Genomic DNA, 19,126 nt, shown 5'->3' with positions numbered 1-19,126 from the left:
TTCGATGAACCAACCCATTAACCTTGAGAAGCAGAGCCGTAAATGGCCTCTGCTCTTCCTATTTTCTGCGAGTCTAATAGCGATACTAATTGGGATTATATCTAGTTTAAAATGGGGCCAATCCCCCGTGTCCTGGCACACGTTGTACGAAGCTGTGACCTATCAAGGCAGTGATAAGGCTCATCTGTATATCCAAACGCTGCGCTTACCGCGCGCCATCATGGCTTGCATCGTCGGGATGCAGCTTGGTTTGGCAGGGCTGCTCACCCAGCTCACGACCAAAAACCCGCTGGCTTCCCCTCACATTTTTGGCATCAATGCAGGAGGTGCTTTAGCGGTTGTCGTTGGACTTGTGTTTCTGCCACATTTCGGCAACCTGGGGTTGATTGCTTTTGCCTTTGTCGGCGCAGCGCTAGGTGCTTTGCTCGTCTGGTCGCTCGCTGGAACTGGCAGCAAACAATACGTCTACATTGCGCTAGCTGGCATCACGATCCATTTCCTCCTGTCCTCGTTGACAGAAGGGGTCATTATTCTTAATCAGCATGCGACAGACAGCATGATTTTCTGGCTAGTAGGCTCTCTTAGTCAAGCCGCTTGGACCGAAGTGCGCGTGATTCTTCCGTTTTTTATAGGAGGCATGCTGCTATTTGCGTTCATGCTCCCTTCGTTTAAACTGCTGCTTGTCGATGATGAGATTGCGACGGGGCTTGGCCAACGCATCACGTTCGTACGCGGTATCAGTGTCCTGCTCGTCATTGTACTTGCTGGCTCTGCGGTTGCCTTATGTGGTCCCATTGGCTTCGTCTGCTTGATTGTGCCGCATATTGCGCGGGCATTAGTAGGTACGAACTTGGTCGTTCTCGGACCATTAACGGCTTTACTTGGCGGTATTCTGCTGTTATATGCTGATTTTCTAAGCCGTTTTATTGCCTTTCCGTTTGAGTCACCCGTTGGGATCGTCACTTCATTGATTGGCGCTCCGTTTTTCATCTACCTAGCGCTGAAGCAACGGAGGGCACGATGATGACTTTAAAAACAGTGCGGATCCCTATTATTTCGTTGATCATTGCATTCGTGTTGATGATCGTCTTAGCGATCATCTACGCGCATGTTGGAGCGGTTCGTATTCCTTATCGCGATGTATGGGCAGCTCTTACGGATGCGAAGCATCCTTCGTATTTCATCGTTCACCAATTGCGCTTGCCCCGTATATTGGTTGCGATATTGGCTGGCTTTGGACTGGCGGTTGGCGGTGTCATTCTCCAAAGTGTCATTCGAAACCCCTTGGCAAGCCCCGATGTTATCGGGATTACCAAAGGGGCTGGCTTTATGGCCGCAGGGGTCATTTTCTTGTTCCCTAAGCTGCCAAGCTATTACTTACCGATTGCGGCTTTCGTTGGGGCCTTCGCTGCCTTCCTCTTGCTGCTCTTGTTAAGTCGTCGGTTAACCCTTCGTCCCTCCCATCTGGCCCTAGTGGGCATTGCGATTGGGACCATCTTTCAGGCTGGCATCCAGTATCTGATCGTTCGCCATCCCAGTGACATCAATGCGGCGCTGCTTTGGCTCTCCGGCAGTCTATGGAACCGCAGCTGGAACAACGTGTACAGTCTGCTGCCGTGGATTGCCGTGCTGTTGCCCATCGTATGGGCGAACTTCGCCAAGCTGAATGTGTTTCAGCTTGGCGATGAAATGACCGCCGCGCTCGGCGTACGGATCGGGCGGCAGCGCTTCTGGCTGCTGCTGCTCGCAGTAGCGCTAGCCGGCATCTCCGTGTCGGCTGTCGGGGCGATCGGCTTCATCGGCCTGATCGCGCCCCATATCGCGCGGAGCCTCGTCGGCGGCCGGCACCAGTGGTTGATCCCGCTCGCCGCCTTAATCGGCGCGGATCTCTTGCTGCTCGGCGACTTAGTCGGCCGCGTCATTATTCTCCCACGGGAGGTCCCCGTGGGGATTATGACGGCGGTCATCGGGACGCCGTACTTCATTTATTTGCTGCGCCGCGAGCGGCGCCGGCGGTAGGATCCATAACTAACTCCTATTGCTACCTTGGATCCGTTTGTGCTTCAGAAGCTCCTACTGTGTCAAACTAGCTAATCTTGAAGAGGCAATCACGTCGATTGCCTCTCTTCGGTTATGGTGGGTTCGGACTCTGGCGACAGAGTGCCTGTGCATAAGTACCCTTCATGGGCTTTACCTGTATAACCTACAGTTAATTTTCGCGAATTCGCTTATTTCTGACGAATAACTGGAAAACATCCAGCTAATTCGTTGCGCTTTTGGGGAATCGGGCTAAAACCCGAAAATTAGCTGTAGGAAATACATCTAAACCTTCTAATATGTGAAACAGAGCTCAATTAGATGGAGGAAATCCAGTTATTCGTGTCTTAAGTAACTCCCAGTTCTACCTATTGTCCGTTGCGCTTCTTATGCCCCTATTGTGTCAAACTAGCTAATCTTGAAGAGGCACTCACTTTGGTTGCCTCTTCTGTTCAGATGGATTTGGGCGACAAATTGCCATGCCTAAGTACCCTTCTCAGAATTCAACTGTAGAAACTACAGTTATTTCTCCCGTATTCGCCTATTTCTTACAAATAACTGGAAAACATGTAGCTAATTCATCCCGATTGGGAAGAATCGGGCAATAACCCGGGAATTAACTGTAGGAAATACATCTAATCCCTCGAATGTGCGAAACAGAGCTGATTTAGATGGAGAAAATCCAGTTATTCGTGTCTGAAGCGCTGATTGGATGGGGAGTGGAGGAATCGAGTTTGTGTCTGTTGAGCTGATTGGATGAGGACAATTGGGGCTGGATGGGGGTCGAGACGTGTCTGAAGCGCTAATTGGATGGGGGAGTGGGGACTGGAGGAATCGAGTTTGTGTCTGTTGAGCTGATTGGATGGGGACAATTGGGGCTGGATGGGGATTGGGACGTATCTGAAGCGCTGATTGGATTGGGAGTGGGGACTGGAGGAATCGAGTTTGTGTCTGTTGAGCTGATTGGATGGGGAAAGTTGGGGCTAGACGGGGATCGGGTGTGTCTAATTTGCTGATTAAAGAGAGAAATTTGGTGTTGATGGGGTTCGGAGGCGTGTCTGATGCGGATGAACCAGATGAATAGGGAAGTGTGCTCGGACGAGGCAGCGAGTTCGACTCTAGCTCACTGATTGTTTGAAGGATGGGGAGTTTATCTTAGTGCTGATAAGTGTCCCCCGATACCAAAAAAAGGAGTCCAACCCCTTACCAGGGTTGGACTCCTTTGCTGTTTACTAGTCTAGATCATGCCACGCAGGCGATCCGCAATGACGCGCATCATGCTGCGCAGTACGTCGATGTTCTGGAAGCAGAAGCTCAGCACAAGGTCACGGTGCAGCTGGAGCAGCACGGCTGGGTCCTTCGCTGTGCAATCCGCGGATCGAGGGCCGCTGTCGATGATGGCCATTTCGCCGAAGAATGCGCCTTCGCCCAGCAGCGCGTACTCCTCACTGCCGCGGTGGACGCGGATATTGCCTTCGATGATGCCATACATCGTATCTCCGAAGTCTCCTGCGCGGCAGATCGCTTCACCCGGCTCATAGGCAACTTCGTCGACCATTTGAGCCAACCAAATGAAGTCATTCGGGCCCAGATGGGCGAAGAGGTCGATCTTTTGCAAGACGAGGATCCGGCGTAATATCGCTTCATCCCTCGTCAATTCTGTCGCAGCCTGAGGCTCTTGCACAGCTGCTGCTGCAGCCTCCACCTGAGCAAGAGCAGCCCCTTCGTCCCCATCTGGACCTTGATCCAGTCCTTGCTCCTGCTCTTCTCCTTGACCTTCCACCAGCGCTTGCCCCGGATCTCCAGCCAACTCTTCCTCCTGCTTCACCGCTGAAGCCTGCGCTTTCCCCTGTCCACGTTCCAACTCGGAGCGCAGTCTGCGCGAAAGCAGCTTCATCATTTCAACAGCAATGCTCGTCTGATCGAACATCATATCGTAGAACACAGATGAATCTAGACGCCACAGCACCATGTCTTCTTCTGCTTTAATCGTTGCTGTACGCGCACTGTTCGTCAGAATCGCCATCTCACCGAAACAATCGCCGAGATTCAGCACTCCGAGGAGCTGCTTGTCGCGGTAGACACCAGCTCTGCCCTCATCTACCAGCATAAGCGAGTCGCCTGGATCGCCCTCTTTAATGATCGTATCGCCTTGTTCGACGGCCAATTTATGCAATCGCTTGGCGATAACAGATAAGTCTCTGCTCGTGAGTCCCTGGAATAACGATACACGACGAAGCAATTGCACACGATGCATGAGATCTGCGAGCTCGACGTTCACCACTGCATCCGACTTCCGAAGTGTGTGGTACTGGATCGTTTGAGTCAGCCATTCATCACCTTGTTCAGCTAGCCAGCTCATATGCAAATTCAGCTCAACCTTGCTTGCGGCTACCTTGGACAGCTTGCGAGAGCCTGCCATGAATTTGGCCATCTCTGTACGCAAAGTCCCTTGAAGCGTCTGATCAATAACCTCTTCGGCATTGGCCTGCTGACGCGAATCTCCTTCCGACCAGTCCAGATACACGGCCTGCATGGTTTGCCCATCTTTTAGAAGCGCCAACAATAAAAACACACGTCTTGTAATGGCCGTACGAATTTCGCCGATCATCTTCTCTATTTCCGCATAGTCATCTTCACCAACAACGCATGAGCCATGCTCAGCGAACTGGGCATACAGCGCAAGCTCTTGGAAAATGTACGCCTCCACCTTGCGGCTATCCGGCTGAGGCAATTGCTTACTCATGCGTTGCAATGACTCTAAGATTCGGTCACGCAAAGCGTATGGTGATTTCTCATAACAAGCAAACAACATGTCCATCGCACGTTGGGTAGCGATCCTTTCAAACACTGCAGGCAAATACAAGCTAATTTCCTGCTGCTCCAAATAGGGCGCCAGCTGTGGCAGCACATCATCTTCGTCGTACGCAGCGAGCGCGTCGATGGCGTAGCGCCGGGTTTTGCTATCTTTTAACATACCTATAATGGGTACAAGTAATGGAGGCACGTGCAGGATCGCTGCGGACTCCAAAGCACGAATTCGAACCAACGGACTGTTATCCTGCAAAAGGGAGATAAGTGGCTTGTAGAAGTTTTTCACACGGATTTGTCCGAATAACGCGGCCATGGCGATCCGTTCCTCTTCGTGTCCGCTCTCCATCATGTCTTTCAGCTTTCCAACCGCGCGGAACATGCCTTCAATACTGTAGTATTTGACTAAGCCCGCAATCGTTGCTGCTTGAACCTCGACAGAAGGGTCTTCCAAATACACAGTAATCTCATCAACATAATCTTCTTCCGCATAAGCAGAGAGCGCGATAATAGCCTTGGCTCTGACTTGTACATGTTCCGATGCAATCAGTTCCTGCAAAACAGGCTCAAAACCTTCCGGCACCTTCATCTCCACATACGCCAAGGCTTCTAAGCGAATTTCGGGTATGGCATGACGCAGTAAACCGTCCAAATGCGGCGTTAGATCAAACGAGCTCGTCTCCTTCAAAAGACCGAAAGCATACAGCGCTTGCTGCTTGTCCGAACCGTTCAGTGCATCGATCAGGATTTGCCGAGTCACGGAATCCATGAGGTTAAGCTCGACCTTTTGCAGGTCGTCGCCGCCTGTTTTGAGATTGGATAAGAGCGTTGTTAAGTAGGCTTTCTTTACCTTGATGCCCGCAAAAATCCCCACAACGAGCAAAACTAATACGATATAACTCAACTTCTCAGGGGCTACGAATCGTGTAACGAGGAGAAGGCAGATGGCTGCAAGTCCTTTGGCACCATTACGGACGATCCCGTCCAAGAAGCCCTTCGCTTTATTCCGCCATTCCGGAGGAACGGGGAACATCACCAATTGGCTCACGGAGGAGTAAATCGTGTCACCAACGACTTTATCGCTTCCTTTGACCACAACCGCCATAGCCAGGACCGGCAATACCAGAATCCCCAGACTTCCTGCGAAGAGAGCAATCGGGAAAATTAACAGCGCCGTCATCACACCGAATCGTGTAATCACACGCCCTGAAACGAACAATTGCACACAGAGGGCGATCAACCCCGAGAAGCCGTAGAAGCTTCCCATGAAGCCGGCTAATGCTTCATTTTGCAAGGTGCCTCGCAGAATGACCTTGAACTGATAATCAATTAAGGTTAGCGAAACGACGAGTGCAGCAGCCAGAATCGCGACATATTTGAGATGAGGCACACTCGCGAAAAGGCCGCCTTTTTGCTGGACAGATGACGACTTAGACGAGGCTTTGCGTGCCTGCGCTGGCTTCGAATCACCCTGATCTTTGGTCATGCCCAAGATAACAAATACCACGACAAGACCAAGTAATTGCAGTCCGGCATATACATAGATTAAATTCGCCGTTCCGACGAGCGGAACAAGAACCTTGAGGCCGAAGCCGCTCAAAATCCCGCCCATAATCCCCCCGCTGCCTACGAGGCCGATCATTTGCTTCGCTTTCCGTTGGTCCATTACCGATGTGGCGAACTGCCAGAAGCAGACAATCATCAGGAAATTGAACACATCGTATCCGATGTAAATGACAGGAAACACCCAGCGCAGCTCGAGTCCTACACCGAATCTAGAGATCAGCACGAAAGCCGAGATCAGCGGAATCATCAGCTTGAGGAGAGTTTCTAAACGTACCTTAGGCGAGAAACGTTGGAACACGATACCTGCTGTAATCATAACGAGTGCCTGTGGCAAGTACATCAGGGACAAATAGGAATTGTCGAACCGACTTAGGAAGAGTGTATCCGCCGCCGTTCGTCCGATTGTTGATGCCGATACCACGAAGAACAAATAGGCAAATAACAGAAATACTTTCCTGTATTCCTTCTTATCCTCACTCATTTTATTTAAAAAGGATCGATACGTTTTACTAATACTGCTGCTCACACGGCACCTCATTCTAAAAATTAAACGATCATGACTCTTTCCTAAAATTGTACCAGAAGTCCTAGGAAAAAATAACTACATTTTCAACAAAATGACGTAAGAACACACAAAAAAAGACATCATCCGTAGATGTGTCTTCCGCTAGTAGACATTTAATTAAATTCTGAAATTGTCGCCTCTCCAGCTGCGTACTGCTTTCTTAATCGCATCCGGAGTCATCCGCTCCGCAGCTGCCTTCTTACAAAGTGCAGGAAACTCTTCATCCGATGCAAAACGCAAAGCCGCAATTTGTCCCATCGTCAACTTCTTATCTAACAGTTTCTGTGTCAGCACAAAGTGCCGAAGGTTCTCTTCTGCCCGAATCGCCCGATCCTGAGCCTTGATTGGGTAGGTACGGATAAGCAAAAAAATCACAACCACAATAACAGCTATGAGGACAAAAATGACTGCTGGCAGGACCTGATCGTTGGCCTTTAAGGCACTAACAAGCTGCATAATGGATAGAACCACTAAGCCTACTGCCAACAACGAAAAGAAATAGTGATACAACGGATGCATACGTCGATGATTGACATAATTCTGAACCTTCATCTACTTATTTCCCCACAATCTGAGTAATCTCACTCTCTAATAATAGATAACGGTGCACACTTCGCATGATCGGCACTTTCGTCAAATTGTTTTTGTCCACATATTGCTTCATCTGATCTTTCGACAAACCTAAGATTTTACCCGCTTCCATTACCGTGAGCACCGCTTCATTGCTAGTCGCGTTGAAGGTTGTCTTCACCTTTTGATTCCAGTCTTCAAATGATTGCATGTTTTCGCACCCTTCTCAATCCGATCCTTCTATTATAGCACGAAAACACCCACTTCACCCAATTACCTTCATCTGCCACCTAGGACTCCTCTTCACTCATGAGCGCCAGCAGTGCTTTCGGCAACGCAAATTTCTGATTGCTTATCATGATTTGATTCAAAGCATCTTCGGCGATATCCGCCTGCTCTTCCTTAATCACACTGATCTCCGCATGCAGCCGTTCCATCTGTGAATCGAGTGCCGCCGCTGAAGCCGCTGCTTGCTTTAACTCTTCTAAGAGACGAGCGGGTACAGCTTGGTTGCCTTCATTGAATTTATAAAATATTTTATGCTCCAGACTCGCCCAACAGTCCATGGCAATCGTACGAATTTGCACTTCCATACAGACGCGCTCTTCGCGGTCCGACATATGTACAGGCACTTCAATGAGCAAATGTAAGCTTTGGTAGCCATTGGGCTTTGGATTTTTAATATAGTCTTTTTCGCTCAAAATATGAAGGTCATTCTGATTTCTCAGCATCTTGGAAATGACATAAATATCGGACACGAACGAGCAGGTAATTCGCAGTCCGGCAATGTCCTTCACGCTGCCCTTAATGCCTTCGAAAGAGAGCTCTCCGCCTTTTCTCATCAGCTTTTGAAAAATACCTTCAGGCGATTTCAACCGAGATTTCGTGTGTTCAATTGGGTTATATTCATGCAGCATCTCGAATTCTTGAACGAGGATATCGATTCTCGTCTCCATTTCATCCAGCGCAAACTTATAAGTCATCATAAAGCGTGTAATTTCGTGCTTAAACTTTTTCAAATCATTCATCGAAAACTGATTCGTAATCATATTCATATGGAATTCCATCCTTGGTTAATGTTATTTTTCCATGCCTTGCTAGTTTAAATCATGGAGATCGCTCTACGCAAATGCAGCGATGAGAAAAGACACCGCTTGGGTGTCTTTCGTGTCTGTTGTATGTATATTAGCTCATTTTGTATGTATTGATCACGTCTTGTAAGTCTTGGGCGATGCTTGCGAGCATCTGGGAAGATGACGTAACCTCCTGTGAAGAAGCCAGCTGCTCTTCAGTCGCCCCAGCAACACTCTGCGACAACTCCGAGGTGATCTTCGCTACGTGCTCCATGTTGGTGACCGTTGCGGCGACTTGCTGCGAGCTTGCCGCCATTTGCTGCGCAGCGGCTGCTGTTTCCTGAATCTTGGAAGCCACTTCGTCTGCGGAGCGAACAATGGCTTGGAAGCTGAGTTCCGTGCGATCGACGGATTGAAGGCCTTTTTGCACCTCAACTAGTCCGGCATCCATAGCTTTAACCGCTTCTTGTGTATCCCTTTGAATGCTGGTAACCACACCTCTAATTGCACCAACCGACTCCCCTGTTTGTGTAGCTAGCTTGCGAACCTCTTCTGCGACAACCGCGAAGCCTTTGCCTGCTTCACCCGCACGAGCGGCTTCAATGGCTGCATTCAAGGCCAGAAGGTTCGTCTGAGTCGCAACCTCGCCGATCATTTGCGAGACTTTCCCGATATTCTGCGAGTGCTCGGCTAGCTGGCGAATGGTTTGATTCGCCTGTGTAACCACACTACTTAAGGCATTCATGCTCGTCGTCACATGCTGAACATCCGCTTGACCGTTGCGTGCTTGCTCGGATGCATGGACTGACAAATCAGAAACGTCTGACGTCGTTTCAGCAATACGCTGTACGCCTATCGTGATTTCATCCATTGCGCGAGCACATTCCAGCGCGTTGATGCGCTGCGTTTCTGCTTCTGTAGCAATGGTCTGAATATCCACAGCGACATGCTGGGAGGCTTCGCTATTTTGCTCCGAGCTGGCATATAACTGCTCCGAGGAAGAAGCCACCGCGCTGGAGGATTCCTGCATACGGCTCATAACTTCGCGCATTTGACGTATCATCCCATTTACCGCTTGAACGAGGACGCCAATTTCGTCTTTATTACTAAAACGCAGCTCCGAAGCCGTCAAATCCCCTTCTGCCATACGATCCAGCACGTGAGATGCGGCAATAACGGGTCTCGTAATGTTACGGACAATCACCCATGTTATCGCAACGGATAACAATACAGCAACGATCAATAGACTAATACCGCTTATGATGCTGCTGCGATAGGCAACTGCATTCTTTTCCACACTATCATCTGCGCCTTGTTGGTTGAAGGCAACCATTTTGCGACATATCGTTTGTACGAAATTATAGCTTTGTGTGAGCTCGTCATAGAGTCTAATTAATTCAATCTCATCTGTTGCCTTGCTGTACTTGAGGTAGTTGCTTTTTAGATTACCCCATTGTTCTAGAATCATGTTGTAATTCTTCTTATCTTCTTCATTAGCTAACGAGTTGCCGTAGCTGTCTATCGTCTTGTCCCCTTTGACGATCGTCGCTTGAATATCACGCGTTAACTCTAGCTTCACTGAAGCATCCTTCTGATTATTAACACCTACTAAATCCTTCGCAAAATGCTCGGTCAAATAACTGAATTCCTGAATCAGCTGAGTTCCAACCATCCAATTCTGAGCAATATCCGTCATATCCTGCTTCATATTTTTCATTCTTACCATATCGGTAAGACCCAAAATACCCATAAACAGTAGAACGACTGCAAAGGAACCAATCAGTTTTTGTTTCAAATTCATTTTTACCTGTGTACGTCTCATCCACTCTTCTAATCTAGCTGTCGCTTGCATCTAAGTCCTCCGAAATTTCAATTTATGAGTATTCTCTCTCTGTATCCCAAGCCTATCTTATCGGTAAAATGTAAAGAGAATTCAATAGAATCTATTAACACAGTATGAGTTAAGCTAACACTTTTCCATTTTTAGTCACAAAACGGTCATAGAAATGGGGGCAGGGAGCGCGAGGCAACCACCACCCCCGAACGATTAACTGTAAAACCTACAGTTAATTTCATAGAAACTAGCCGATTTGAGAGAACAACTGGATTTCCTACAGTTAATTCCAGTCTTTTCTCGCTAATTCGCCCATATCAGTGAAATTAACTACCTATTTTACAGTTAAAACAGAAAATCAGTGTTTTTGAGAGAATTTAGATGGAGTTTTTCCATCTAATCCTCCGGATGCAGCTTGATGAGGCAATGCGAGCTAGCAGGATTTTTACTTTTTATAGGTGCATATGGTGAATAAGTGGTGTTAGAGCTAGCTAGTTTGTTTATGGTGGTCTGCAGATGATGGAGGTAGTGATAGCTGTTGGTGGATTGACGGAATGTTGCGGTGGACTTGTTTATAACAAATTAATGTTTGAGGTAAAAGTTATCCACAATGACCCCTTCTTTTTCTCAATGCTTGTACATAGAAATGGAGAGAGACACCCGCGAAAGGATGTGCTTTCCCACTATGGCGATGCAGCACTTGCTATCTAATCAAATGGAGCTTTTCTTGCAATATGGACTAGCTATTTTCTGGACCATCACCTATATTCTCATCATTATCCAAGGGTTCAAGGATCGCGCCTGCGGCATGCCACTAGCAGCTATATGCGCCAATATCACGTGGGAGTTTCTATTCGCATTCGTGATGCCATTTCACCCGCTGCAGATGGTCATTTCGCTGGTCTGGTTTCTGCTGGACTGTGTCATTCTGTTTCAAGGTGTCTATTTTGCCAAACGCCAGTTTCCGCCACGTCTGCTCCTGCCTGCGATTTTCTCTTTACTTGTCATTTCTCTGCTGCTCCATGTCGGCATGGTCGTCGAGTTTCATGATCAGGAGGGGAAATACACGGCCTTTGGCATCAATCTGATGATGTCGATCTTGTTTATCAAACTGCCTTTCACACAAGGCCTCAAAGGCCAGACGATCTACATCGCCTACTACAAAATGATCGGCACCTTGTGCGCATCTATCCTCTGCTACTCGTTGTACCCGGACTCTTTTCTACTTACCATCATGTGCGTGTTAGTGACGATTGCGGATATCGTATATATTGCGATTGTTCATCGGGCAGGGTTGGTGGCTGGGAAGGTTTCCAATTTAAATATGAATAGATAGGTTTAAACTTAACCTTTTTGAATAATAATAACCAATAACTTTAAATTAATTTAAATCTAATTTAAATTAATTGAAAACATAGCTAAAAGCATTAATATGGAGGTATGGGGTGATGTTAATGCCGATAACCTATGCGGAAAAAAACTTATTTAGTAAGAATGCACAAGAAATCGTAGTTGAGCTCCTTGATCGTAGTTATGACAATAGTGTTCTGCTGTTTAAAGTCCTAGCACATTCTGTCCAGAACAATGCTACGCTCGTGCAATCGCTGGATGAGTCTATTTTTGAGAATACAGAAGTGTTTAAAGAGCAATTTTCAAACTTATTACAGCATGCTCTAACACAGGCTTATACAAACAAACAGGTCATGACAGAGTCGACGAAAGATTATAGCGTAAAGGAGCTATCAAAATATTTCGGAGTTTCCGTCGTTTCGATCCATAATTGGTTAGATCAAGGACGCTTTGAAGGTATTGAACGAGCAGGTGACCACAAGCATAATCGTATTTCTGGAGATACCTTGTACATTACAGCTGCCGGAAAAAAACTCAAAGTGGACGATGTGGTTAAAATGTGGGAACAGCAAGAACTAGAGCATGAACAACAGCATCAGCAAGAAGACAATTTAAGCTACTATACACGCCAAATCGCGATATATGAACATAAATATAATGGTGAATATGAAGCAACTCTCGGCGCTAAAAATGAACTTACTCCTGAAGAAGAGACAGACGCTCAAGTTTGGAAACACCTGCTAAGGAGGCAAACACTTGAGTTTAGGATTACCAAAGAGTAACTTTATTTTTATCGAAAAAAACTTTGCAGATATCATTCAGGAAATTCGAAATGGTGCACAGGGTCTTGCGAGTGATGCTAGAACGATTCGTACTCCAGCTCACATTACCGTCCATGATCCGTTCCATATTCAGAATAATACATATAGAGGGCCTAATACTCATTTTCGTGAACTTACTCAAATTTTAGAATTTATTCGATTAAGACAACATACCCTCAGGAAATAGAAAAAGATACCAATAAGGTGTCTTTTCTTCTCTACTAGTTAGCCAAAATCGGCAGATTTACATGGCTCGGATATGTCTCCGAGTGATAGATCTTCTGCGTCACCACAACCGGCTGCGGATCCTCATATGGATTCAAGCCGGTATTCGTGTTCGGGAACGCGATCATTTTACTAGACGAAGTCACCGTAAATCGTAAGCGATGCCCGACCGGGAAGGTATGTGCGATATTTTGCATAAAAATCGCAAACTTCTCGACCTTCCCCGGCGTGAGCAGCTCCGGCGCATCCAAGCCGCCACGGTACTTCGCGCGCACGATGTAGTTGGACAGCTTGATGGAGTTCCCCTTCGGGTCCACATCGCTCAAGGTCACAACCCAGTCCGTGTCCACGCCTGTACTCGACGCGTACAGTTCGCAAGACAGCTCGCCCGCCACGGTCACGGCCTCCGCCAACACCTCGCTTGTGTACACGAGGATGTCGCTGCGCAGCTCATGCTTCCGCATGTTCTCCGGCTCGCGCTCACCGCTGTCCACGACAGGCTCCTCCGGGTTGTACACGTAGGAGTCCGACTCAGCCTGTTGCGTCTGTTCCCCGAGTGTCAGCAAGCCATCGCCAAGGCTCGAGTTGGCTCGTCCGCCGCTGCCCAGATACCATTTCGTCGCCGTCGCCTCGCTCGGCGTCCAATCATCGGAGGTCCGCCACTCGTTGGTGCCGACCACATAATACCTAGCGCGCGGCTCCTGCTCGATGCCATTGGCTATGCCTTTCAAAAACCGATCAAACCAGCGCAGCACGTTCACATCGTAGTTATACACAACAGCATCCTTACCGAAGCTGGTATCCAGCAGATCACGGGCACGATTCGGGCCGTGCTCCCAGGGTCCGAGCCAGATTTTGCGGTTCGGCACATCATGCTTGGTGAGCATCCGCCATGTCTCCGACACGCCGGCACTGTCGCCATCGTACCAACCGGAGATCACAAACATCGGTGCTTTCACATGCTCTCCGCGCTCGCTATACGTGCAATTGCGCCAGAAATCATCATACTCTGGATGCTCACTCCAAATGTCCCACGGACCTGAAGCCTTCCCGATCATCTGCTGCGGAATTTCGCGGATCGGTCTCGCGTCGACAGCCTTCTCGGGGCTAACTGTCCGCCCACCGAAGATGTCAAAATCCGTCCGCGTCCCCACCGACTGCGCCAACGTCCAGCACAGCAAAGGCCACGAACACACGGTGCCGCCCTTGCGCACCGTATCCACGAACGGAGAACCGACGTTCACTTCGTTCACGACGGCCTTCAAATTCGGGTGCCCGCTAGTCGCAGCAGCGGTGACCACATACCCCAAGTACGACGCGCCCCACATGCCCACATTTCCGTCGGACCAGTCCTGCGCCACGATCCAATCGATCGTGTCCGCGCTATCGTCGCGCTCATAGAAGAACGGCACAAGCTCCCCTTCGGAATCCGCACGCCCGCGAACATCCTGATTGACGACGGCATAGCCTTTGTTCGCCCACCGCGTAAAAAACGTCTTCCGCAGATTGCGGTCATAGCACGTACGAATCAGAATGGTCGGCAGCTTCGTACCTGGTGCCACACCCTCAGGCAAATACACATCCGTTGCCAAACGAACGCCATCGCGCATCGGCACCAGATCAGTTCCCAGATCATCCACACCATACTGCGCAGCAGATAATAACGGATCCGCATACTCCACAAGCGGTGTCAATGCCTCATAACCCTCCACGACCAGCACTTCCATGCCGTATCGGTTAGGTGCCACATAAGCCACGATGCCCCCATCCACAGTCACGATATCGAGCGCAGTATCCTTACGCAATGCCCATACTTGCCCAACGACCTCTCTGCCCGCTACTTCACCTGTGTATTGGATATGCTTCTGAAACACATCGCCATTTCCCAGCACGACCTCCTCACCCTGCCACTCCGCACCCGCATAATGAGACTGATTCACACTAATTTTGTGCAAAGGAAGGATAAACCCAGCCTGCTCCGCCAACACATTCTCCTGCATCTGTGTCCGCCGACGTGCATCCACTTTGGCATGCATAATGGCACTCTCTGTAAAACGAATCGTCCCCTCATACACGCCCGCCGCATACAGCTTATAAACCGTCGTCCCCGTAGTCATCTCTGCCATCTCCTATCCGCACACCGCTTCAAACACGCGCAGCCAGTTTCCGCCCATCATTTTGCGAACATCCTCATCCGAATAACCTCTTGCCACTAAGCCACGGGTAAAATTAATAAAATAGCTATACTTCTCAAGCCCCTTCACCGTTTCCGTCGAGGGTCCATCCCCTTTGGCAAAGCCGATACGAGGCGCAATATGCTCTTTAAAATAGACCAACGACCACGCCACATCACTCATCGGCCAGTCTGTGCCAATGCCGACATGGTCCACGCCGACCAGTCGGACGAGGTAATCCATATGATCGAGCACATGCTCAATCGTCGTATCGTTCGGATCCCCGTGGACGAACCACGGCATCGCAAACACGCCAATTACGCCGCCCGTTGCGGCAATGGCCTGGAATTCTTCATCGCTTTTGCAGCGCTTATGATCGTAAATCGCTTCAACACCCGTATGCGAAGCAATCACTGGCGCCTTCGAAAGCCGGCACGCGTCCAGCGTCGTTTGTTTACCGCAATGACTTGTGTCGACAATGATGCCTAGCTCATTCATTTTGCTAATAAAACGCGTTCCGAACTTGCTCACACCGCCGTTCGCCTCTTCCATACAGCCGGAAGCAATATAATTCTGATTGTTATACGTTAGCTGCAGCACTCTCAGCCCAAAATTGTACATCGCCTCGAGCAACTCAAGATTTTTGCCTAGGCCGTCTGTTTCCTGAGCGGTTACGATCCCTGCTTTGAGCCCGCTTGCCTTCGCTGCGCGAATCTGCTCTGCCGTCACAGCCTTTACAAGCCACTCGTTCGCATCGAATTGACGCTGAATATCGCCCATGCTGATCAGGATCTTATCCACACTAGACACGTCCAACTGCCGATTACCAGCCGTGATACCCGAACGGTACCACTCGTCTTTGAACTCGGAGATCTCTCCGCGAGCCGCCATGTCGTGAATGATTTTGCTTGGCATCGCGCTGTATGTCCATGCATCCTCTTTGTACGGCTCACACGCCTCGCGAACACTCTCAGACACTGCATCCGGAATCGCCTTAGGGGACAATGGCCCCTGGAACAAAAGATCAATAATTATCGAGCTCTCATGCAGCTCCCGTGCGCGTTCCTCTTGTTCTGGTGTAAGGTTAAATGGGTATAATCCTTCTGTCGAATTCATCGATGCTCACTCCTAGAAGTCAATGTGGGTTCCTTTGTTCGTGCGTGTCGCTTCCTTGTAGATATAGGTGGCCGCTGCCAGATCCTCGCAAGCAAGCCCTAATGATTTGAACAGCGTGATAGACGTGGCGGAGCGTCTTCCTTCTTTCAAGCCCACCAATATCTCACCAATTTCAGCTAAAATATGATCATCACTAATGGCTCCCTCCTGGAGAGGGATCAGGTAATCACCCGCTTCGTTCACAGCGGACTCTGTGCGATCCACGAACAGCTCAGCCCGGCGCACCAGCGCGGTATCGAGCTCGCGGTCTTTGGCTCGGCAGGCGCCGACGGCATTCACATGCGCGCCTGCCTTGATCCAGGCCCCCTGCACGATCGGCGTCGTCGACGCCGTCACCGTGCAGATGATATCCGCATCCGCCACGGCTTCCTCTGCGGAGGATGCAATCGAGACGAGGACAGCCGGATAGCGGCTTACCGTCTCGGCTCTCAATCGCTCGGCATGGGCCGGGTTCGGCCCCCATACCTGGATCTTCGTGATCGGGCGCACGAGCAGCATCGCCTCGATGTGCGTGCGGGCTTGCTCGCCCGTGCCGATCACGGCAAGGGTCGCGGCCTCGGGCTTCGCCAGCAACTTCGTTGCTGCTGCGCTGACCGCTGCAGTTCGGATGGCAGTGATTCGGGTGCCATCGACAATCGCCTCCAATTGACCATTGGTCGAATTGAACAGTGAGACAAAGCCTTGATGCGAAGGGAAGCCTTTGCCATGATTCCCCGGAAACACGGTGATCACTTTGGCGCCAACCTTCTCATCTCTTTTTAAATAGGTCGGCATCAGCCCCATCACATTGCCGCCTTCCAGCGGAACAACGGATCGTAATGCCTGCACAGCATGTCCATTCACCAAATCGGCGAGGACCGCTTCCATGATTTCAATACAGGCTGGCATCGCAAGCAGCTCTTGCACTTCAGTTGACTTGATCACTAGCATGAGACATCACCTGCTTATTATGTAGTTCTTTTTATTATAGCAAAGTCGATGGCCGCGAGGGAATTTTGCGATATGAGAAAAGAGCACCCTAGGGGTGCTCCTAAACGCATGTATTTTTAACCAGCGCTAACTCTCCTGTACTTGAGAAAGCTACCAATCCGCCACACGCAAATGTATAAATACGCCATGACCATCGTTAACACAGCAAATTCCGACGGATCCAAACCCTTGAAATACTGGGATAATATCAAACGGACCGCGATAACAGCAATGATCACATATTTGAAATTAGGGTTAGGCTTCGAATAGACCAAACCGTCCTCCCGCTTCTCATATCCTGTGTGATACAGCATAATACTGCCTAACGCAACGCCGAGCACGCCTGCACATAGCAGCTCCCAAATAGCCGGTATATGAAAAGGATGATCCGGTATATGTGTCAGTGAGTTAATACTAATCCCAAACACAATGAGCAGCAGGAAAACTGGAATCAGCATGCCTCTTCCTTTATTCCGAATTGGCTTCGCTTTCCCACGCGTTCTTAACCAAATAACTAAAATAATAACGACAGCACCGATTCCATAACCGATGAGTGTTTCAGCATTCATATCGTAATGCCCCTTTCGATGACAAGTTCTACAGAAATTATACGGCCACTCGTCAGGATTTACCTCCGTCTGGAGACCGACAATGAGATTGAACGATAAAAAGCACCCCGCAGGGTGCCTGTTTAACTTTCTGTATGTAGCTTATCCAGATTACGATTGAAACATTTGCTTCACTAACTCTTTATTGCGCTTCTTAAAGGCTTGATTATGCGAAGAAACCATTCCGAACTTCTCTGCTGTAGGCTGAATGTACAGTTTGGCTTTATTCACCGCATTCGCCGCGTCTTGGAAGGCTCCCGCGATCAGATGCACTTTGCCTGGATGATGAAGAATGTCGCCAGCTGCATATAGTCCTGGCACAGAGGATTCGCTGTTCGCATTACCCGCGATATAGTAATTCTCCGCTCTTGCGATCTCGATTTCACTATTTTCTAGCAAGGTCGTGTCACGATCATAGCCATGGTTGATAATCACTTCATCCACCAACACAGATGAAACTTCTTCCGTTTCATGATTCGTCAGCTCAACACGTTCAATAGAGGCGTCCTCACCAGCAGCAAATAACTTCGTAATGGAGGTATTTAAGTGGCAGATCACGGAGCTGTTCTGTAACTGCTTCACTTGGGCTTCGTGTCCCGTTAGCTGCTCTTTGCGGTAGCTGAGAATGACCTGCTTGGCGACAGGCTCCAATTCATTCGCCCAATCGACAGCCGAGTTACCGCCACCTGAGATGACGACAGTCTTGTTCTTGAAGCGCTCAAGCGACTTCACCGTGTAGTTCAAATTCGAAACTTCGTAGCGCTCTGCGCCTTCGATCTCCAGCTTTTTCGGGTTAAGGATGCCAGATCCGACAGCGACGATCACGGTTTTGGAATAGTGCATTTGACCTGATGTTGTGCGCATGACGAAGATATCCTCTTCGTTTTTAGCGATAGCTTCCACTTTCTCATTCAACACAACCTCCGGGCTGAACGTAAGTCCTTGCTCGACAAGCTGATTGATCAGCTTCGCTCCAGGAGTCGGCGTTACGCCGCCTACGTCCCAAATCATTTTTTCCGGATACACATGTATTTTTCCGCCAAGATGCGGTTGAAACTCGATAATTTTGGTCTTCATTTCACGAAGCCCACTATAGAAAGCTGAGTACAGACCCGCTGGACCCCCGCCAATAACCGTTACATCAAACAATTCGTTCTCTTCCATGCGCATTTCACTCCTTAAATCACCAATTGCGATTGAGAATCATTATTAATGAATGATACTGCGTTTTGATGATTTTATCAACTGAAATAATGCTGAACGCCTTGCGATGCCATGGGACGGCAGGGGATTCTGGGCTACTGGCTCCGTTTCACCGGAGTTAGTCGGTTTTGTAGACTATCTCTG

General features: G+C 49.0%; 17 protein-coding genes. 7 read left to right on the top strand and 10 right to left on the bottom strand.

The genetic code is table 11. The features are described from left to right. Nucleotides 1-4 precede the first annotated feature (4 nt). From GC096_RS08790 to GC096_RS08780, 3 genes are all read left to right on the top strand, one after another. On the top strand, nt 5-1,024 hold the full coding sequence (locus GC096_RS08790; protein ID WP_171629871.1) for a FecCD family ABC transporter permease: 1,020 nt from the start codon (nt 5-7) through the stop codon (nt 1,022-1,024). Further along, entirely contained in the window at nt 1,021-2,019 is a 999-nt protein-coding gene (locus tag GC096_RS08785) for a FecCD family ABC transporter permease (RefSeq protein WP_246302653.1), read from the top strand. The genes GC096_RS08790 and GC096_RS08785 overlap by 4 nt, the downstream gene beginning before the upstream one ends. Before the next feature lie 860 nt (nt 2,020-2,879). Then, on the top strand, nt 2,880-3,053 hold the full coding sequence (locus tag GC096_RS08780; protein WP_171629870.1) for a hypothetical protein: 174 nt from the start codon (nt 2,880-2,882) through the stop codon (nt 3,051-3,053). Nucleotides 3,054-3,274: 221 nt separating this feature from the next. Here GC096_RS08780 and GC096_RS08775 read toward each other — a convergent pair whose 3' ends face one another. From GC096_RS08775 to GC096_RS08755, 5 genes are all read right to left on the bottom strand, one after another. Then, on the bottom strand, nt 3,275-6,940 hold the full coding sequence (locus GC096_RS08775; protein ID WP_171629869.1) for an Npt1/Npt2 family nucleotide transporter: 3,666 nt from the start codon (nt 6,938-6,940) through the stop codon (nt 3,275-3,277). A gap of 156 nt (nt 6,941-7,096) precedes the next feature. Then, complete coding sequence (locus GC096_RS08770; protein WP_171629868.1) at nt 7,097-7,531, bottom strand: DUF6526 family protein; 435 nt, start codon at nt 7,529-7,531, stop codon at nt 7,097-7,099. A gap of 4 nt (nt 7,532-7,535) precedes the next feature. Further along, nucleotides 7,536-7,760, bottom strand: a complete 225-nt coding sequence (locus GC096_RS08765) for a hypothetical protein (RefSeq protein WP_056611059.1) — start codon at nt 7,758-7,760, stop codon at nt 7,536-7,538. A 79-nt stretch (nt 7,761-7,839) separates the two neighbouring features. Continuing rightward, nucleotides 7,840-8,598, bottom strand: a complete 759-nt coding sequence (locus tag GC096_RS08760) for a GTP pyrophosphokinase (protein WP_171629961.1) — start codon at nt 8,596-8,598, stop codon at nt 7,840-7,842. 136 nt (nt 8,599-8,734) lie between these two features. Continuing rightward, nucleotides 8,735-10,474 (bottom strand): methyl-accepting chemotaxis protein, encoded by a 1,740-nt coding sequence (locus GC096_RS08755; RefSeq protein ID WP_171629867.1) that lies wholly within the window; start codon nt 10,472-10,474, stop codon nt 8,735-8,737. 498 nt (nt 10,475-10,972) lie between these two features. Here GC096_RS08755 and GC096_RS08750 point away from each other — a divergent pair, with 498 nt between their 5' ends. The 4 genes from GC096_RS08750 (at nt 10,973) to GC096_RS08735 (ending at nt 12,814) form a co-directional block, all read left to right on the top strand. Continuing rightward, entirely contained in the window at nt 10,973-11,167 is a 195-nt protein-coding gene (locus GC096_RS08750; protein ID WP_171629866.1) for a hypothetical protein, read from the top strand. Then, nucleotides 11,142-11,792, top strand: coding sequence for a transmembrane-type terpene cyclase (locus GC096_RS08745; RefSeq protein WP_171629865.1), 651 nt, complete (start codon nt 11,142-11,144; stop codon nt 11,790-11,792). The genes GC096_RS08750 and GC096_RS08745 overlap by 26 nt, the downstream gene beginning before the upstream one ends. A 112-nt stretch (nt 11,793-11,904) precedes the next feature. Beyond that, on the top strand, nt 11,905-12,588 hold the full coding sequence (locus GC096_RS08740; protein ID WP_171629864.1) for a helix-turn-helix domain-containing protein: 684 nt from the start codon (nt 11,905-11,907) through the stop codon (nt 12,586-12,588). Then, nucleotides 12,563-12,814: a hypothetical protein gene (locus tag GC096_RS08735; protein ID WP_171629863.1), complete on the top strand. Its 252-nt coding sequence runs from the start codon at nt 12,563-12,565 to the stop codon at nt 12,812-12,814. The genes GC096_RS08740 and GC096_RS08735 overlap by 26 nt, the downstream gene beginning before the upstream one ends. Nucleotides 12,815-12,848: 34 nt before the next feature. Here the strand turns inward: GC096_RS08735 and GC096_RS08730 are convergent, their stop codons facing one another. From GC096_RS08730 to GC096_RS08710, 5 genes are all read right to left on the bottom strand, one after another. After that, the gene (locus tag GC096_RS08730) at nt 12,849-14,969 is read right to left on the bottom strand and encodes a CocE/NonD family hydrolase (protein ID WP_171629862.1); all 2,121 of its coding nucleotides are present in this window, start codon (nt 14,967-14,969) and stop codon (nt 12,849-12,851) included. A 12-nt stretch (nt 14,970-14,981) separates the two neighbouring features. After that, entirely contained in the window at nt 14,982-16,142 is a 1,161-nt protein-coding gene (locus tag GC096_RS08725) for a dipeptidase (protein ID WP_171629861.1), read from the bottom strand. Between the two features lie 12 nt (nt 16,143-16,154). Then, nucleotides 16,155-17,132, bottom strand: coding sequence for an ornithine cyclodeaminase family protein (locus GC096_RS08720; RefSeq protein ID WP_171629860.1), 978 nt, complete (start codon nt 17,130-17,132; stop codon nt 16,155-16,157). A 116-nt stretch (nt 17,133-17,248) separates the two neighbouring features. Continuing rightward, on the bottom strand, nt 17,249-17,740 hold the full coding sequence (locus tag GC096_RS08715; protein WP_171629859.1) for a CcdC protein domain-containing protein: 492 nt from the start codon (nt 17,738-17,740) through the stop codon (nt 17,249-17,251). 150 nt (nt 17,741-17,890) lie between these two features. After that, a complete protein-coding gene (locus GC096_RS08710) occupies nt 17,891-18,943 on the bottom strand; it encodes an NAD(P)/FAD-dependent oxidoreductase (RefSeq protein ID WP_171629858.1) in 1,053 nt (350 codons plus the stop codon). Nucleotides 18,944-19,126 lie beyond the last annotated feature (183 nt).

Source organism: Paenibacillus plantarum (genome assembly GCF_013141695.1).
GTDB classification, from domain to species: Bacteria; Bacillota; Bacilli; order Paenibacillales; family NBRC-103111; genus Paenibacillus_E; species Paenibacillus_E plantarum.
The sequence above is the reverse complement of the archived record's forward strand: the minus strand, read 5'-3'. Positions and strand labels throughout refer to the sequence as shown.

Coding starts and splice junctions, on each gene's coding strand:
- GC096_RS08790 (WP_171629871.1), top strand. CDS start 5: ATGAACCAACCCATTAACCTTGAGAAGCAGAGCCGTAAATGGCCTCTG.
- GC096_RS08785 (WP_246302653.1), top strand. CDS start 1,021: ATGATGACTTTAAAAACAGTGCGGATCCCTATTATTTCGTTGATCATT.
- GC096_RS08770 (WP_171629868.1), bottom strand. CDS start 7,531: ATGAAGGTTCAGAATTATGTCAATCATCGACGTATGCATCCGTTGTAT.
- GC096_RS08765 (WP_056611059.1), bottom strand. CDS start 7,760: ATGCAATCATTTGAAGACTGGAATCAAAAGGTGAAGACAACCTTCAAC.
- GC096_RS08760 (WP_171629961.1), bottom strand. CDS start 8,598: ATGATTACGAATCAGTTTTCGATGAATGATTTGAAAAAGTTTAAGCAC.
- GC096_RS08755 (WP_171629867.1), bottom strand. CDS start 10,474: ATGCAAGCGACAGCTAGATTAGAAGAGTGGATGAGACGTACACAGGTA.
- GC096_RS08750 (WP_171629866.1), top strand. CDS start 10,973: ATGATGGAGGTAGTGATAGCTGTTGGTGGATTGACGGAATGTTGCGGT.
- GC096_RS08745 (WP_171629865.1), top strand. CDS start 11,142: ATGGCGATGCAGCACTTGCTATCTAATCAAATGGAGCTTTTCTTGCAA.
- GC096_RS08740 (WP_171629864.1), top strand. CDS start 11,905: ATGTTAATGCCGATAACCTATGCGGAAAAAAACTTATTTAGTAAGAAT.
- GC096_RS08730 (WP_171629862.1), bottom strand. CDS start 14,969: ATGACTACGGGGACGACGGTTTATAAGCTGTATGCGGCGGGCGTGTAT.
- GC096_RS08725 (WP_171629861.1), bottom strand. CDS start 16,142: ATGAATTCGACAGAAGGATTATACCCATTTAACCTTACACCAGAACAA.
- GC096_RS08720 (WP_171629860.1), bottom strand. CDS start 17,132: ATGCTAGTGATCAAGTCAACTGAAGTGCAAGAGCTGCTTGCGATGCCA.
- GC096_RS08715 (WP_171629859.1), bottom strand. CDS start 17,740: ATGAATGCTGAAACACTCATCGGTTATGGAATCGGTGCTGTCGTTATT.
- GC096_RS08710 (WP_171629858.1), bottom strand. CDS start 18,943: ATGGAAGAGAACGAATTGTTTGATGTAACGGTTATTGGCGGGGGTCCA.